This is a genomic window from Nocardia sp. NPDC058633 (assembly GCF_042717045.1).
Classification (GTDB): domain Bacteria; phylum Actinomycetota; class Actinomycetes; order Mycobacteriales; family Mycobacteriaceae; genus Nocardia.
Genome location: NZ_JBHXRA010000005.1, coordinates 175,832 through 190,505, shown reverse-complemented (window position 1 = coordinate 190,505; position 14,674 = coordinate 175,832). Strand labels below are relative to the sequence as shown.

Annotated in this window: 14 protein-coding genes; 9 read left to right on the top strand and 5 right to left on the bottom strand. The window is 67.2% G+C overall.

Annotated features, from left to right (window positions below; translation table 11 throughout):
- The first annotated feature begins 50 nt into the window (after positions 1 to 50).
- On the top strand, positions 51 to 713 hold the full coding sequence (locus ACFWUR_RS08330) for a GNAT family N-acetyltransferase (protein ID WP_378903873.1): 663 nt from the start codon (positions 51 to 53) through the stop codon (positions 711 to 713).
- Between the two features lie 69 nt (positions 714 to 782).
- On the opposite strand, the gene ACFWUR_RS08325 is transcribed toward ACFWUR_RS08330, so the two are convergent.
- Positions 783 to 2,054 carry a SidA/IucD/PvdA family monooxygenase gene (locus tag ACFWUR_RS08325; protein WP_378904185.1) on the bottom strand — a complete coding sequence of 424 codons (1,272 nt, stop codon included), beginning with the start codon at positions 2,052 to 2,054 and terminating at the stop codon, positions 783 to 785.
- A gap of 104 nt (positions 2,055 to 2,158) precedes the next feature.
- On the opposite strand from ACFWUR_RS08325, the gene ACFWUR_RS08320 reads away from it, so the two are divergent.
- Both ACFWUR_RS08320 and ACFWUR_RS08315 read left to right on the top strand, forming a co-directional pair.
- Positions 2,159 to 2,866 (top strand): siderophore-interacting protein, encoded by a 708-nt coding sequence (locus ACFWUR_RS08320; RefSeq protein ID WP_378903870.1) that lies wholly within the window; start codon positions 2,159 to 2,161, stop codon positions 2,864 to 2,866.
- A gap of 191 nt (positions 2,867 to 3,057) precedes the next feature.
- Positions 3,058 to 4,269, top strand: coding sequence for a pyridoxal phosphate-dependent aminotransferase (locus ACFWUR_RS08315; protein WP_378903867.1), 1,212 nt, complete (start codon positions 3,058 to 3,060; stop codon positions 4,267 to 4,269).
- A gap of 83 nt (positions 4,270 to 4,352) precedes the next feature.
- Here ACFWUR_RS08315 and ACFWUR_RS08310 read toward each other — a convergent pair whose 3' ends face one another.
- On the bottom strand, positions 4,353 to 6,089 hold the full coding sequence (locus ACFWUR_RS08310) for an ABC transporter ATP-binding protein (protein WP_378903864.1): 1,737 nt from the start codon (positions 6,087 to 6,089) through the stop codon (positions 4,353 to 4,355).
- Positions 6,086 to 7,918 carry an ABC transporter ATP-binding protein gene (locus ACFWUR_RS08305; RefSeq protein WP_378903861.1) on the bottom strand — a complete coding sequence of 611 codons (1,833 nt, stop codon included), beginning with the start codon at positions 7,916 to 7,918 and terminating at the stop codon, positions 6,086 to 6,088. Before ACFWUR_RS08305 ends, ACFWUR_RS08310 begins: the two co-directional genes overlap by 4 nt.
- Positions 7,919 to 8,099: 181 nt before the next feature.
- Between ACFWUR_RS08305 and ACFWUR_RS08300 the strand changes: the two genes are divergently transcribed.
- From ACFWUR_RS08300 to ACFWUR_RS08275, 6 genes are all read left to right on the top strand, one after another.
- The gene (locus ACFWUR_RS08300) at positions 8,100 to 8,291 is read left to right on the top strand and encodes a hypothetical protein (protein ID WP_056818457.1); all 192 of its coding nucleotides are present in this window, start codon (positions 8,100 to 8,102) and stop codon (positions 8,289 to 8,291) included.
- 35 nt (positions 8,292 to 8,326) lie between these two features.
- On the top strand, positions 8,327 to 8,902 hold the full coding sequence (locus ACFWUR_RS08295) for a putative glycolipid-binding domain-containing protein (RefSeq protein WP_378903857.1): 576 nt from the start codon (positions 8,327 to 8,329) through the stop codon (positions 8,900 to 8,902).
- 94 nt (positions 8,903 to 8,996) lie between these two features.
- On the top strand, positions 8,997 to 9,938 hold the full coding sequence (locus tag ACFWUR_RS08290) for an RluA family pseudouridine synthase (protein ID WP_378903854.1): 942 nt from the start codon (positions 8,997 to 8,999) through the stop codon (positions 9,936 to 9,938).
- Positions 9,939 to 10,065: 127 nt separating this feature from the next.
- On the top strand, positions 10,066 to 10,800 hold the full coding sequence (locus tag ACFWUR_RS08285; RefSeq protein ID WP_378903851.1) for a CPBP family intramembrane glutamic endopeptidase: 735 nt from the start codon (positions 10,066 to 10,068) through the stop codon (positions 10,798 to 10,800).
- A gap of 192 nt (positions 10,801 to 10,992) precedes the next feature.
- On the top strand, positions 10,993 to 11,829 hold the full coding sequence (locus ACFWUR_RS08280; protein WP_378903848.1) for an SDR family oxidoreductase: 837 nt from the start codon (positions 10,993 to 10,995) through the stop codon (positions 11,827 to 11,829).
- A gap of 135 nt (positions 11,830 to 11,964) precedes the next feature.
- Positions 11,965 to 13,944 (top strand): hypothetical protein, encoded by a 1,980-nt coding sequence (locus ACFWUR_RS08275; protein WP_378903845.1) that lies wholly within the window; start codon positions 11,965 to 11,967, stop codon positions 13,942 to 13,944.
- A gap of 4 nt (positions 13,945 to 13,948) precedes the next feature.
- Here the strand turns inward: ACFWUR_RS08275 and ACFWUR_RS08270 are convergent, their stop codons facing one another.
- A complete protein-coding gene (locus ACFWUR_RS08270) occupies positions 13,949 to 14,386 on the bottom strand; it encodes a type II toxin-antitoxin system VapC family toxin (protein WP_378903842.1) in 438 nt (145 codons plus the stop codon).
- Positions 14,383 to 14,607 carry a ribbon-helix-helix protein, CopG family gene (locus ACFWUR_RS08265; RefSeq protein ID WP_378903839.1) on the bottom strand — a complete coding sequence of 75 codons (225 nt, stop codon included), beginning with the start codon at positions 14,605 to 14,607 and terminating at the stop codon, positions 14,383 to 14,385. The genes ACFWUR_RS08270 and ACFWUR_RS08265 overlap by 4 nt, the downstream gene beginning before the upstream one ends.
- Positions 14,608 to 14,674 lie beyond the last annotated feature (67 nt).

Below are 14,674 nucleotides of genomic sequence, written 5' to 3'. Positions count from 1 at the left end.
CCTTACCAGTTGAGGTGACCAAGGTTACGATTGAACGGAGCACCGAGCAGATGAACCCCGCCGGGACCCCCGCCGCGCTGCCCCGCGAGCAGACCGATCTGCCCGCCGAGGTGGCCGCAACCCCCGCGCCCGTGCTGCCCGTCTTCGCGGCGCCGTTCAGCCTGCGCCTGGCCGATCCCGACGGCACCGACCCCGAACTGCTCGCCGAATGGATGGCCCGCCCGCACCTGCTCGAGTCGTGGGAACAGGACTGGGACGCCGAGCGCCGCCGCGAGAACTTCCGCGCCCAGCTGGCCGGAACCTATTCCCGCCCTTGCATTCTCAGCCTGGACTTCACCGTGCTCGGCGAGCCCGAACTGGGCGTGCGCGATATCGCCTACCTGGAGTTCTACCGCGCGGCCAAGGATGAGATCGGCCGCTTCTACGACAGCGATCCCGGCGACATCGGCTTCCACATCGCCACCGCCGACACCGCGGTGATCGGCAAGGGGATCATGTCGGCCTGGATCTCCACCATGACCAGCGCCGTCTTCGCGGCCGACCCGAATTGCCGCCGCGTCCTGGGCGATCCCGACCACAGCAATGTGGCGATCGCGCGCAGCCTGGCCAAGGCCGGATTCCAGTTGATCGGCGAGATCGATGTGCGGCCCGATCGGCGGATTGCTTTGCAGTACGTTGCTCGCACTCCAGGGGATGCTGTCAGGCTGCGCTGAGCGCACACGAAAAGCCCCTTCTGGTCGAGAATTCGACGAGAAGGGGCTTTTGTGTGCGCTCAGCGCGGTTCAGCGGGCTGCGGCGACAGCCCGCGCCCGCGCGGGCTGTCGCTGCAACACCCGATCCGACAATTCCCCAAGGCAACTGAGATTCGGAAACCCCGGCCCCTGCGCCATCGCGGCCATATTGGGCAGGTAGAGCTTTCCCGCGAGCCCCGCGACGGCCAGGTCGTAGCCGATCGACGATTCGATCCGCGGCTGTGTCAACGCTCCGCCCACGGCCAGCTCGAGCTGGTCGGCGGTCCGCTGATCGAACAGTTCGAGGAACCACAGCGGCTGACCGCCGGTGGCGTCGACCACCAGATCGAAATTGTGCACCTGATCGGCACGCAACTCGTTGCTCAGCGTCAAGGCCAGCGACTCCCCCTGCGGCGCGATCTTGGTGACCCGGCCCTGCAGGTGATGAACCCGATTGTCGCCCAACAGGCTTTCCTGGACTCGCACCGAGAACACCCCGCGGTCGGTGCGCCGGATCACGTCACGGCGTTCCTGAAGGCTCAGTGCCGCCCACTTCACCGGATCGCTGAACAGCGAGTTCTCGAAGAAGCTCTCGCCACGGGTGTAGAGGGTGGCCAGCGGGGAGATCACCGAGATGGTGAGCATTTCGTGGCGAACGAGCTCGTCCAGCGCCGAGCCGCCGGTCTCGCCACCACCGATCACCGCGGCCCGGGAGGCGGCGGGCAGCGTGCGCTTGCCCGCCCGGTCCCAGAATTCGGCGATGCTGAGCACGCGCGGATGGTCGAGGAGGGCGCGGGTGCTGCGGCCGGGGCCGGTGATCATCAGGCCGTCGGCGGTGAGCTCGCTGCGAGCCCCGTCGGCGTCGACCACGTCGACCTGCCACTGCTCACCGTCGCCGTGACTGATGCGCTCCACCCGCCCGAGCACCAGCTCGAGGTCGATCGACTTCGCGACCCACTGCAGGTATTTGGCCCACACATGATGTTGCGGGCTCGGCCTGCCGCGGTCGATCCACTCGGCGTAGGTGCCGTGTTCGATCAGGAACGTGGTCCAGCTGAAGGCGGCCATCGCGTGGTCGATGTCGCGGTTGCGGCCGCGCGCCCAGGTGGAGTGGTACGGGAAGCCGATGTCCTTCTCGGGGCTGGTACCGAGACGGTGCTGTCCGTCGGTCCAGCCGCCGGTGGGCAGCCAGTTCCCGCCGACGGCATGCGCCTCGACCACGACAACGCGTGGAGCGGGCATCCCGAGTGAGCGCAGAACGTGCGATTTAGCCGCCACGGCAAGGGCTTTCGGCCCCGCGCCGACTACCAGGAGGGTTTCCACCGGTTCGTACTCCACTCTCTCACACACAGCCCCATATTTGCATAGGCTTACCTTATTCAACCACCGGAGCAGACAAACAAGTGTCGTTAGGCTAACCTAACGACATGGGTAAGGGATTGAACGGTCTGATAACCAAGGCCTGGGGTGGCACCGACTACCGCCTGACAGTGACGTCCAACGAGCAGGTCACCGACAAGTTCGTCCGCATCGGCTTCACCGCGGGCGGCCTGCTCGCCGACCACCCGGTGCACCCCACTCAGTGGATCCGCCTGTGGATTCCCGACGCGACCAGCGACAAGCTGCACCACCGCGGCTACACCCTGGTCGACCAGAATCCCGCCGCAGACACCATGAGCATCGACTTCGCCCTGCACGACGGGCCGGCGGCCGACTGGGCCCGCCGCGCGAAGCCGGGCGACCCCCTCGATGCCACCGTGCTCGGTTCGGACTTCCAGCTCCCCGAGCAGGCACCCAGCGAATACGTCATCTTCGGCGACACCGCCTCCCTGCCCGCCATCAACTCGCTGCTCGACGCCATCGGCGACACCCCCGCGCGAGTCTGGCTGGAATGGCAGTACGAGTCCGACCGGACCATCCCGGTCAACAACAAGCCCCACCACACCCTCACCTGGCTCCAGCGCGTCGACGACGGCCGTCTGCTGCGCGAGGCCGCGCAGGAAATCACCTGCCCCGCCGATGCTTTCGCCTGGGTGGCCTGCTGCGGAAACACCACCCGCTCGATCGTGAAAACCCTCAAGACCCAGCACGCGCTGCCCAAGACCGCGATCAAGGCGCAGGCCTACTGGAAGTGAGGTCGTCCTCGCGGGTGATCTGAACTCGGTCGGACTTTCTCGAGGCACGCAGGCGGGACAAGGCGGCGATTCCGCAGTCGGCGCGGTGGCGATCCGCGGCATCCCGGATCGCCTGTGCGGCTGCTGAACTGCCCCCGCGCTGCGGCGAGTACTGTGGCGAGCTCCGTCCGTATCACGGTGGGGAGCCGACATTGCAGTTCAAACAGTCGAGCAAGCTCGCGAACGTTTCCTATGAAATCCGCGGTCCGATCGCCGAGCACGCCGCTCGGCTCGAGGTCGAGGGACACCGGGTGGTCAAGCTCAACACCGGTAACCCACTGCAGTTCGGCTTCGACGCACCGTCGGAGTTGCTGCACGACATCATCGCCAACCTGCCGCTGTCGGCGGGCTACGTGACCTCGAAGGGGTTGCTTCCCGCCCGGCGCGCGGTGGTGCAGTACTACGAGGGCCGTGGCGTGGACGACCTCGATATCGAGAACGTCTTCCTCGGCAACGGCGCCTCCGAGCTCATCATGATGGCGATGACCGCGCTCATCGAGAACGGTGACGAAGTCCTCGTCCCCGCACCGGACTTCCCGCTGTGGACCGCGGCGGTGCATCTCAACGGCGGCAAAGCGGTGCACTACCTGTGTGACGAGGGTGCCGACTGGTATCCCGACATCGCCGACATCGCCGACAAGATCACCGACCGCACGCGGGCCATCGTGATCATCAACCCGAACAATCCGACGGGCGCGGTGTATCCCACCGAGGTGCTAGAGCAGATGCTGGAACTCGCCCGCCAGCACAACCTGATCGTGTGCTCCGACGAGATCTACGACAAGATCCTCTACGACGACGTGGCCCACACTGTCACCGCCTCGCTCGCACCCGACCTGCTGTGTTTGACGTTCAACGGATTGTCCAAGGCCTACCGGCTCGCCGGATTCCGCTCCGGCTGGCTCACCGTGTCCGGGCCGACCCGCCACGCCGAGAGCTATCTCGAAGGCCTGACGATGCTGGCCGGCTTGCGCCTGTGCGCGAATGTGCCTGCGCAGCAAGCTGTTCAGGCGGCACTGGGTGGTCACCAGAGCATCCACGAACTCACCCTGCCCGGTGGGCGACTGGTGGAGCAGCGTGATCGCGCGTGGTCGGCGCTCAATGCGATCGAGGGGGTGTCGTGTGTGAAGCCCAAGGGCGCGCTGTATGCCTTCCCCAAGCTCGACCGCACGATCCACCGGATCGACAACGACGAGAAATTCGTCCTCGATCTGTTGCTGGCCACCAAGATTCACGTCGTGCAGGGCACCGGCTTCAACTGGCCCTCGCCCGACCACTTCCGCATCGTCACCCTGCCGCACGCCGACGAACTAGAGCAGATCATCGGCCGGATCGGTGAATTCCTCGCCACCTACCGGCAGTGATATCGGCGGCCGGCGCCGCGGTTCTCGGCGCTTGACTCCGAGAACACCTCGGCGATCCAACGAGACCGCCGAGGCATACCCGGTCAGGCAGAGACGGGTTCCAGGCGCCAGCCTGTTGCTCGTTCACGCTCGTTCCAGAAGGCGGCGTAGCGGCCGTTCAGGGCGAGAAGTTCGGCGTGCGTGCCGCGTTCGGCGATGCGGCCCTTGTCCAGGAACAGGATCTGGTCGGCATGGGCGATCGTCGAGAGACGATGCGCGACGACGAGAACCGTCTTGTCCCTGGTGAGTTCGTGGATGCCACGGACCACCACGGCTTCACTGTGCGGGTCCAGCGCGCTGGTCGCCTCGTCGAGCAGCACGATCGGGGCGTCCTTGAGCAGGGCGCGGGCGATCGAGACCCGTTGACGCTCACCGCCGGACAGCGAGGTACCGCCTTCGCCGACGGTGGTGTCGAAACCGTCGGGCAGCCGCTCGACGATCTCGTCGACCCTGGCGGCGACCGCCGCGCGGCGCAGCTCGTCCTCGGTGGCGTCGGGCTTGCCGATGCGGATGTTGTCGGCGACCGAGCGGTTGAACAGGTAGACGTTCTGGAAGACCAACGCGAGCTGGTCGAGCAGGGTGTCCGACGGCTGACGGCGCACATCGTGTTCGCCCACCGAGACCACGCCGGAGTCGACGTCGTAGAAGCGGGCGGCAAGTCGGAGCAGGGTGGTCTTGCCCGAACCGCTGGGTCCGACGATGGCGGTGGTGGTGCCCGCGGGGACGGTGAAGGTCAGATCCGACAGAACCGGCTCGCCGGGGCGGTAGCCGAAGCTCACCTCGTCGAAGACCACCGCGGGTGCTCCGGGGGTGACCGGTTCGGCCGCGGCGGGCAGGGGCGATTCGGCGAGCAGGTCGGTGATGCGGTCGGCGGCCGCGGCGGCCGAGCGCAGCGCCGTACCCAACTGGGCGGCCTGGTTCACCGGCTCGATGAAGCGCGCGCTCACCGCGATCAGCGCGATCGCCGCGGCGACCGAGACGGAGCCGTCGGTCACCTGCACGACCGCGATGTAGGCCAGCACCAGGAACACGGCCTGGACGAACAGCGCGAACACGATCAAGCCCGGAACTGTCGCGACCATCATCTTCAGCACGGCCGAACGCTGCCGCACGAGTGCGGACTCCAGCTTCTTGTTCCCGGCCCCGACCGCGCCGAAGGCCCGCAGCACCGGCTGTGCCTGCGCGAATTCGACGACTCGCGAATCGGCTTCGGCCGCGGCGGCGTGCAGGCGCGCGTCGGCGCCGGTGTATGCACGGTTGGCGAGCGTGTTGACCAGGTAGAGCACGGGCGCGGCGAGCAGCATCGCCACACCGATCCGCCAGTCGATGAACAGCATGCCGATCGCGACGACCAGCGGCACGATGATGCCGGTGAGTACCTTGGCGAGCAGGTAGGCGATCAGGCCCTGCGTCTCGCGCACCTGCTCGACCATCACCCGCGAGAGCGGGCCGGCGTCGCGATCTTCGAACCAGCCGAGCGGCAACGCGTTCAGCTGATCGCCGAGGCGGGTCTGCAGGCCGCGCTGCATGCCGAGACCGATCCGCAGCCCGATCACAGCCTGCCCGAACCCGAACACGACCACGCCCGCTACCGCGGCGGTCATCCCCAGCGCCCACAGCCAGGCGCCGTTCAGGTCGTCGGCGAACAGCGCCTCCAGCACGGGCACCAGCAGCAGGTAGGCGATCGCCTGGAACAGCGCCTGGAGCACGATGACAGTGAGCAGGCGCGGGATCAGCGGCGCGAACTCGTCGGGGACGAGGCGGAAAACCTTGCGAATCATCGTGTTTCCTCCACCAGGGCGAGCGTGCCGAGCGCGGCTTCGTTGATCTCCCACAGCTGCTGGTACAGCCCGCCGGCGGCGCGCAACTCGGGGTGGGTGCCCTGTTCGACGATGGCGCCGTTGTCCAGCACCAGGATTCGGTCCACACCGGTGATGGTGTGCAGGCGGTGCGCGATCACCAGCACCGTGCGTCCGGCGACCAGAGCGGCCAGTGCGTCCTGGACGGCGGCTTCGGATTCGGGATCTGCGAAAGCGGTGGCCTCGTCGAGGACGAGCACCGGGGTGTCGGCCAGTAGGGCCCGCGCGATCGAAAGACGCTGCGCCTCACCGCCGGACAGGGTGGCATCGACACCGATCTCGGAGTCGTAACCGCGCGGGAGCGCCAGGATGCGATCGTGGATCTGGGCAGCCCGGGTCGCGCGCTCGATGGCTTCGTCATCGGCGGCGGGACTGGCCAGCAGCAGGTTCTCGCGGATCGTGCCACGGATCAGGCGGACATCCTGGAAGACGAAACCGACCGTGCGATACAGCTCTTCGCTGGTGAACTCGCGGATATCGCGGCCGTCGATGGTGATGCGTCCCGCGCCGACGTCGTAGAAGCGGGGCAGTAGTTTCGCCAGGGTCGACTTACCGGAACCGCTCGGGCCGACCAACGCGGTGATCGTGCCGGGAGTCAGTTCGAGGTCGATGCCGCGCAGCACGTCATGGCCGGTGCGGTAGGCGAACTCGACACCGTCGAAGACGACGATGCCGGTCTGAGTGGTCGCCGGCGTCGCGGCGGTTTCCAGTTCCGGCGTCTGCATCAGTTCGTGCAGGCGCAGGGCCGCGGCACCACCGGCACGCAGGGCCTGCGAACCGTAGCCGAGACCGAGCAGAGAACTGCCGATACCCAGCCCGACCAGCAGGAACGGCAACATGTCCAGGGGATCCACCCAGCCGAGGCCGACCCCGGCCAGCCCGCCGAGGACCACCGCCAGCATGACGAACACCGGCATCACCACGATGTCGGAAGCCGACTGCACCCGGATGATCGGCATCTTCATCCGGTGCGCCGCCTCGACCTGTCCGTCGACCGCGTCCTGGAACTCCTTGTGCGCCTTGCCCGCTTGGCCGAAGGCTCGCACCACCTGGATACCGTCGACGAACTCGATGGTCGCCTCCGCGGTGCGGCGCTCCCAGCGGGTGTAGACCGCGAGCCGGTCGCGGCCGTCGCGGTCCATGATCTTGCCGAACAGGACGAAGTAGGCGATCAGCGGAATCAGCAGCACCAGCGTGAGCCGCCAGTCGACGGTGAACAGGTAGCCGAGCGTGACCAGCGGGACCACCAGCGCGCCGACGAACTCGAGCCGCGCGTGCGCGACCAGGTAATGCAGGGCTTCGACATCGTCGCGCAGGTAGTTCTTGACCTCGCCGGAGCTGCGCTCACCGAACCAGCCCAGCGGCACGCGCGTGAGCTTGCCCGCGAGCAGTCGGCGCAGGGTGAGCTGGTAACCGGCGTCGACGGCGTGCGACCACGTGAGCGCGACGGCCTGCAGCAGCGCCCGCGCCACGAGCACGACCACGGCCGCGCCGAACAGCCACCACACACGGTCGGTGTCGACCGGGGTGTTCAGCAGTTCACGACAGGCCGCGACGATCAGCAGGAACGGGACCACCGAGCAGACCGACGCGACGGCAACGATCAGACTCGCCACCGTGAGCATGCCCGACACCGGCGCCAGAATCTCCTTGCGCGCCAGCGCTTCCCGCTGCTTCTGCGCTTTCGCTGCCGCCTTGGGCAGCCGGTTCCCCGACTCCACCCCCGGCGGCGGCGCTACCTGCACCGTCATATCGTTCTCGCCTCTCGACCTGTTCGCGGCAACTCCGCCGAAGGTAGGTTAGCCTAAGTTGAGCGCTTGTGGCCGACCGGGGAAGGTTGTGTGAACTGCCAGTCAACCCGTCGGCATTTCGTGATTTCGCGCGTAATTTTCTCCGTACTTCTTGATCTCGGGTAGCGGTGGGAGAACGAAAATGTTTGTCACGTCAATTATTTCAGCGATTGCCGATTGCCATTCCGATCCCGGAAAGCTGTCGCCCGAACAGGCACATCGGGCGATGCAGATACACCTCGAATGCAGCGTCGACCTGTGCCGGGTGCGGCGTCGTGCGCGTCAGGTTCTTGTCGAAGCGAAACTGATGGTGCTCGACCAGCGGGCAGGCTGACGATTGATCGGAAGAATTGCGGGAATGCGTTTCGCATGTTCACTCCCCTGCCATCTTCGGCCGCCTGGGCGCATCGCGACGCGCGCACCGGATTCGAAGTGACCTATTTCCGTGGCGATGCGCGCGGAATACTCGTCGAGGGATGCGCGACGGCGGTCGAGGACGGCACCGTGTGGGCGATCGACTACCGGCTGCGGCTCGACGGGAGTTGGCATACCCGGTCGGCACAGATCGTCGGCCGGTATCCCGACGGCAGGCGGTCGGTACTCGTGCAGTCCGATGGATTGGGCCGCTGGCAGGTCGACGGGACGCCCGCGCCCGAGCTCGACGGGTGTCTCGACATCGATCTCGAGGCGTCGGCGTTCACCAATGCCTTGCCGGTGCATCGCCTCGGGCTCGCCGTCGGTGACGCCGCCGACGCGCCCGCGGTCTATGTGCGGGCCGCGAGCCTCACGGCGGCGCGGTTGCCGCAGCACTACCGCCGGGTCGTCGACGGGGTAGGTCACCGCTACGACTACCGCGCTCCCGACTTCGACTACCGCGCCACGCTGGACTACGACGAGTCGGGCCTGATCCTCGACTACCCCGGGCTGGCCACGCGCTGCGCCTGAATCACGATGCGCGTGGGGCAGGCGTCGCGCCGGAGCGAGGGGTTGTGAGGGGCCGCCAGCACGCGGCGCCACCGGCTCGACAACACTTCTCACCATGCGACGTAGGCAGCAGCCGCCGCTGCCGAAACGGCACGGCCTCGATCCCGCTCGACTCCGGCTCCCCGAGGACGGGCACTGGGCGACCGTGCGCGACCACCTCGTCGATCGGCTGCCTCGGGTGGACCCGGCCAGAATCGACGCGATGCTGGTGGCGGGCGAGATCGTGGACCTGGAAGGTCCGCTGGCACCGGACGCGCCGTTCGTGCCGGGCGGTGCGGTGTGGTTCCATCGCGACCTGCCGGTCGAGGCCGCCGTGCCGTTCGAGATCGGCATCATCCATCGCGACGACGACATCCTCGTGATCGACAAACCGCACTTCCTGGCGACCATCCCGCGCGGCAAGCACATCCTGCAGACCGCGCTGGTGCGGCTGCGCAACGACCTCGACCTGCCCGACCTGATCCCGGCGCATCGACTGGACCGCGTCACCGCGGGCCTGCTGCTGTTCGTGGTGAATCCGGCCCGGCGCGGGGCCTACCAGACGATGTTCCACCGCAAGACCGTGCGCAAGGAATACGAGGCGATCGCACCCTACGATCCCGCGCTCGAGCTGCCACGTACGGTGCGCAGCCGGATCATCAAGGAGAAGCAGGTGCTCGCCGCGCAAGAGGTGGACGGTGAGCCCAACGCGGAGACCGAGGTGGAGTTGGTCGAGCACCGTGACGGGCTCGGCCGTTACCGCCTTCGGCCGCACACCGGGCGAACCCATCAGTTGCGCCTGCATATGAACGGGCTCGGCGTGCCGATTCTCGGCGACGATTTCTACCCCGTGATCACCGACAAGCCGGTCGACGATTACACCCGGCCGTTGCAATTGCTGGCGGCTTCGCTCGAATTCACCGACCCGATCAGCGCGGTGCCCCGTCGGTTCGAGACGCGGCGCACGCTGCAGGCGTGGACCGATATGGCCGGATGGTCCGGATCAGCTGTCGAATAGCTCACAGCACGGCCGATGCTGTCGATCTCGAAGGGTGCACCCCGGGCCGCTCGATGCCGGGATCGACGGGTCACCCCGCATTCACCGGGCCGTTTTCGATTCGTGATATTTCCGTACACTCGATCGGGTGTCCCTCCCCGCCGTCGCCGAGTCCCGGCCGAAGCTGCACGCCTACCTCGATATCGCGGTGGTCGTCGTCGTGCTGGCAGGCACGAATCTGATCGCGCACTTCACGACGGCCTGGGCCAATATCGTCACCGTGCCCATCGCGGCGGTCGCGCTACTGGCGCTGATGCGCAAGCGGGGGCTCGGCTGGTACGAACTCGGACTCTCGCCCAGACACTGGAAGCGCGGGACGGTGTACGCGCTCGGCGCGGTCGCGATCGTGCTGACCGCGGTCGCGGTCGGCGCGCTGTTGCCGGTCACCAGGCCGTTCTTCCTCGCCGACCGCTACGCCACGATCTCCGGCGCCCTGATCGCGTCGATGATCGTCATCCCGTTGCAGACGGTGATCCCCGAGGAGCTCGCGTTCCGTGGCGTGCTGCACGGCACGCTCGATCGGGTACTCGGCGTGCGCGGACTCTTCGCGGCCGGGTCGCTGATGTTCGGCCTCTGGCACATCGCGTCGTCGTTCGGCCTCACCGCCGGGAACAAGGGACTGGCCGACATCGTCGGCGGCGGTGTCCTCGGCCAGGCGGTCGGGATCGCACTCGCGGTGGCCGCCACCGCCGCCGCGGGTGTGGTGTTCACCTGGCTGCGCCGGCGTAGCGGCAGCCTGCTCGCCCCCATCGCCCTGCACTGGTCACTCAACGGAGCCGGTGCGCTCGCGGCAGCCCTCGTCTGGCACACCGCCCTGCGCTGAACCGGGTCGTTCTGTCACCGGTCCGCGGTCGAAAGTTGTGCGATAGGCGAATACGCCCCGTGGTCGGTGATCGAGTGTCCAGAGGTCGGCGCCGAGCCTATCGCCGCGTCGCGATCGCGTGGGATACTGGCGACAATTTCTGACATGACAACAAGTCAGATGTAGCGGTTTCCACCGAGGGGACAATTCGCGATGAAGCGTACGCACACCGGACGGGTGGTCGCGATCACCGGCGGTGCCGCCGGAATCGGTCGGGAGATCGCCCGCCAATTCGCGGTGGCGGGCGCTCGGGTATGCCTCGGCGATCTGTCGGGAAACGCGGCACGCGAAGCCGCGGCCGCATTGCCGGGAACGGTGCACGGGTGCGAACTCGATGTGACCGACGAGCGGTCGTTTCATGATTTCCTCGCCGTCACCGAGGCGATACTCGGACCGGTCGATGTGCTCGTCAACAATGCCGGGGTGATGTGGGTCGGGTCGTTCGACGACGAACCCGACACGGCGACGGCCCGGATGCTCGCGGTGAACCTGCACGGGGTGATCCGTGGGGTGCGACTGGCGGCGCCTGCCATGCGGACACGCGGACGCGGGCACATCGTCACCATCGCCTCGATCGCGTCCAAGGTCTCCCCCGCCGGTGAGGCGACCTACGCCGCGACCAAACACGGCGTACTGGGCTATCTGGCCGGGGTCCGCGAGGAACTGCGTGGTAGCGGCGTACACCTGACCGCGATCATGCCGGGCGTGGTCGACACCGAATTGGCGGCCGGAACCGCAACGGGCGCAGCGCGATTGCTGCATCCCAGCGATGTTGCCGCGGCGGTGCTCGACGTGGTCTCGCGGCCCCGTTTCGAAGTGACGCTGCCCGCACATCTCGGACCGGTGCTCGGACTGACCGGGGCGCTGCCACAGTGGTTGCGCGACATCGTGTTGCGCCGAACCGTGCCGAATCAGGTTGTGGCGGTGGCAGGCTCCTCCCGCCGCGCTTCCTACGAGAAACGGCTGTTGCGCGGCGAACCCGATTCCTGAATTCCGGCGTGTCGCTGCCGGGGATTCGGCGGAATCGACTCGTTGTCGTTGACCGGGACACGGTCGGCGTTTACGCTCTCTGGCAATCACACATATGTTCGATAGTCCATATGTTCGAGTGACGGAAGGCGCGAGATGTCCGACGATCGGTTGAGCGAGAATGCCGCGATCGCGCCGAACACCGAGATCACGGCGCTCGCCCAGCAGGTCGCGACGGCCCGCGACAAGCTGCCCCTCCAGCACGACACCGCCCTCTACGACGCACTCTCCGACGACGAGATACGCGCCGAACGCGAACTGGCCGAATGGATTCGTGCCCAACGCCGCAAACAGCGACGCCGCGCCATCGTCGACGAGCTCGCCGCCGACCGACGCGACCGGCGCACGGGCACCCTCATCCGCCGCACCGACGAAGCCGACGCACGCTGGCATCGCCAGGCCTTGGCCGCCCGACGGCGCGTTTCCAGCGCCGACGCGCGGCTCGCACAGCTGTATCGGCGGGCGGAGTGGTCCTCGCGGGCGCTGATCGGCGTCGTCATCCTCGGGATGGTGTGGGCGGGGGTCAACGTGCAGCACAACCTCGTGCCGAGCGGTGACATGAGCGACCCGCTCTACTGGCTCAGCTTCGGCATCGAGGCGATGATCTCGATCCCGATCATCGTCATCATGATCGCCGCCACCACCGCCGCCCGCTGGGGCCGCGAACTCGATCGCGGCAAGGTACTGCTGTTCGAACTCGCCCTCCTCGGCACCACCGTCGCCCTCAACGCGGGCCCCCACCTGGCCTCCGGATCCTTCGGCCGCGCAGCCGAATTCGCCATCGCCCCGGTGATGGTGGGCGTGGTGATCTGGTTGCACGCCTGGGTGTCGGCGCGGTACGCGATGTTGATCGAGAGCGCCGCCGTCGAACTGCCAGGAGACACCGGGTATGCCCCTGCCGAACGGATCACTGCGACCGCGTTTGCGCAGCAGGCGACCGGCTCGCTGGGTGACGACCGGCAAGCGCTCGCGCACACAGTGATGAACGGCATTGCGCCAGAGCTCCGATCGCCGTTGCGCGATATGGCTGTCGCCGGCTCGACCGCTCCGCATGCCGCCGAGGCGCACGACACCCAGTCCTGCGCGATGGCCGACAAGGATCGCCTCGCAGCCGAAACGAATCACGAGACCATCGCGTCGTCCGAGCAGCCGATCACCGCGGATCGCGAGGCGGTCGAATCGTCTGTCCAGCCGGTCGTCCCGGAATCAGTGGTCCGCGATACCCCGGCGCCGAGCGCTGAACCTCTCGTCGCCGAAGCCGAAACCATCGCGGCGACGGCCGCCGAACGCGCCTACCCGCACAGCTTGCGCCGCCCCTCCACCGACAAGCCGAACGCCCCCGGCACCCTCGAGCTGATCCACAAGGCCGCGGCCGACCAGCGCCGCAACGGCATCGAGCACTCGACCCGGTCCAACGGCGCCACCTCCACCTTGCGCCGAATACCGGTCACCACCGTCGCCCACGCCACCGCGGGCGACGCCACCGGTACCGACCCGGTTCCCGAGGCGACGATGCACGCCGGCACCGTCGCCCGTGACCCTGATGGCGACACCTCGGCACCCACCGATCCGGTAGCGGTGCACAACTATCCACAGCCTCCCGCCGCGGAGCCGGAGCAGCTGACCCTCACCGCCGAACCTGCCGAGCAACCGATCTCGCAACCAGAACGCTCACAGCGTGAACCGGCTGCACCCGCGCAGACCTCCGAGCAGACCGCGCCCGAGCCCACAGAACCCGCTCCAGCCACCAGCCCCGAGCCGGTCCTGGTCGCCGCCGATACCATCCCGGCAGACTCCACGGAGCCGGTCGACGTGGACCTCGACGAAGAAGACCTCCCGGCCTTGGACGATCTCGACTTCGACGAAGATACCGAGGTCCGCGCCCTTGCCCGGCGCATCGCCCACCGCAGTCCTCTGCGCTTGACCCTCGACCAGATCGAAGAGATCCTCGAGCTCACCGACCAGTCCTGGTCGGCCCGCAGCATCGGCAGCGAAGTCGGCGTCCCGAGCAGCACCGTCACCAACATCGTCGAATTCGCCCACAAGATCCGCCAGCCCTACGCCTTCACCGGCTGAGGCGTCAGTCGGCGTCGTCGGGAAACAACCGGAACGCCGGGTATCCGTTCAGCGGACGGAGCACACGGAAGTCGCGGCGATCAAGCGTCAATATTGCATCGGTGTCGAATTCGGCCGCCAACGCTACGCAGACGGCGTCGACCAGGTCGAGGTCCAACCCGTCGTATGTCGCTCGGACCGAAAGCGCTACCTCGAGCTGGGCAGCGTCCGGCGGGGCGAGGACCACGCGAGTGGACGCGATGCGTTCGGCCAACAGCCCGAGGATCCGGTCGGCGACTTTTCTACCACCGCGAACGCTCGCAACACGGTGAACCTCGGTCAATGCCATTGGGCTCACAACCAATGCGCTGGCCGAATCTGCTGCTCGCCGTACCGCAAAGTGCTCCGGTTCCGCGCGGTTGAACATCGCGAGCAGACCCGAAGTGTCGGCGACGACGATCATGCGGATCGGTTCATAGCGTCTCGAATATCGTCCTTGCTGATCGGCCCGCCGAGATCAAAGGTCTCGTCATCGTCCAGTAGCGGAGTCTCCCACTGCCGGTTCCGTAGCAGGTAGGCCCGCAAAGCATCGCGCATGATCTCGTTCTTGGACCTGCGCTCGCCGTCAGCTTGGGCTGCCAGTGCCGCCTCTTCGTCATCCGTCAATCGCATCGTCCATGCCATGGAACTAATGGTATCAAGGATGAAACCACTGAGGACCGTCCACGAAACGACGAAAGCCCGCTTCCTT

What these genes read in the sequence shown, in the direction of transcription:
- ACFWUR_RS08270 (WP_378903842.1), bottom strand. Translation starts at nt 14,386, where the DNA reads ATGATCGTCGTCGCCGACACTTCGGGTCTGCTCGCGATGTTCAACCGC.
- ACFWUR_RS08295 (WP_378903857.1), top strand. Translation starts at nt 8,327, where the DNA reads ATGTTCACTCCCCTGCCATCTTCGGCCGCCTGGGCGCATCGCGACGCG.
- ACFWUR_RS08330 (WP_378903873.1), top strand. Translation starts at nt 51, where the DNA reads ATGAACCCCGCCGGGACCCCCGCCGCGCTGCCCCGCGAGCAGACCGAT.
- ACFWUR_RS08290 (WP_378903854.1), top strand. Translation starts at nt 8,997, where the DNA reads ATGCGACGTAGGCAGCAGCCGCCGCTGCCGAAACGGCACGGCCTCGAT.
- ACFWUR_RS08275 (WP_378903845.1), top strand. Translation starts at nt 11,965, where the DNA reads ATGTCCGACGATCGGTTGAGCGAGAATGCCGCGATCGCGCCGAACACC.
- ACFWUR_RS08280 (WP_378903848.1), top strand. Translation starts at nt 10,993, where the DNA reads ATGAAGCGTACGCACACCGGACGGGTGGTCGCGATCACCGGCGGTGCC.
- ACFWUR_RS08265 (WP_378903839.1), bottom strand. Translation starts at nt 14,607, where the DNA reads ATGGCATGGACGATGCGATTGACGGATGACGAAGAGGCGGCACTGGCA.
- ACFWUR_RS08310 (WP_378903864.1), bottom strand. Translation starts at nt 6,089, where the DNA reads ATGATTCGCAAGGTTTTCCGCCTCGTCCCCGACGAGTTCGCGCCGCTG.
- ACFWUR_RS08305 (WP_378903861.1), bottom strand. Translation starts at nt 7,918, where the DNA reads ATGACGGTGCAGGTAGCGCCGCCGCCGGGGGTGGAGTCGGGGAACCGG.
- ACFWUR_RS08300 (WP_056818457.1), top strand. Translation starts at nt 8,100, where the DNA reads ATGTTTGTCACGTCAATTATTTCAGCGATTGCCGATTGCCATTCCGAT.
- ACFWUR_RS08320 (WP_378903870.1), top strand. Translation starts at nt 2,159, where the DNA reads ATGGGTAAGGGATTGAACGGTCTGATAACCAAGGCCTGGGGTGGCACC.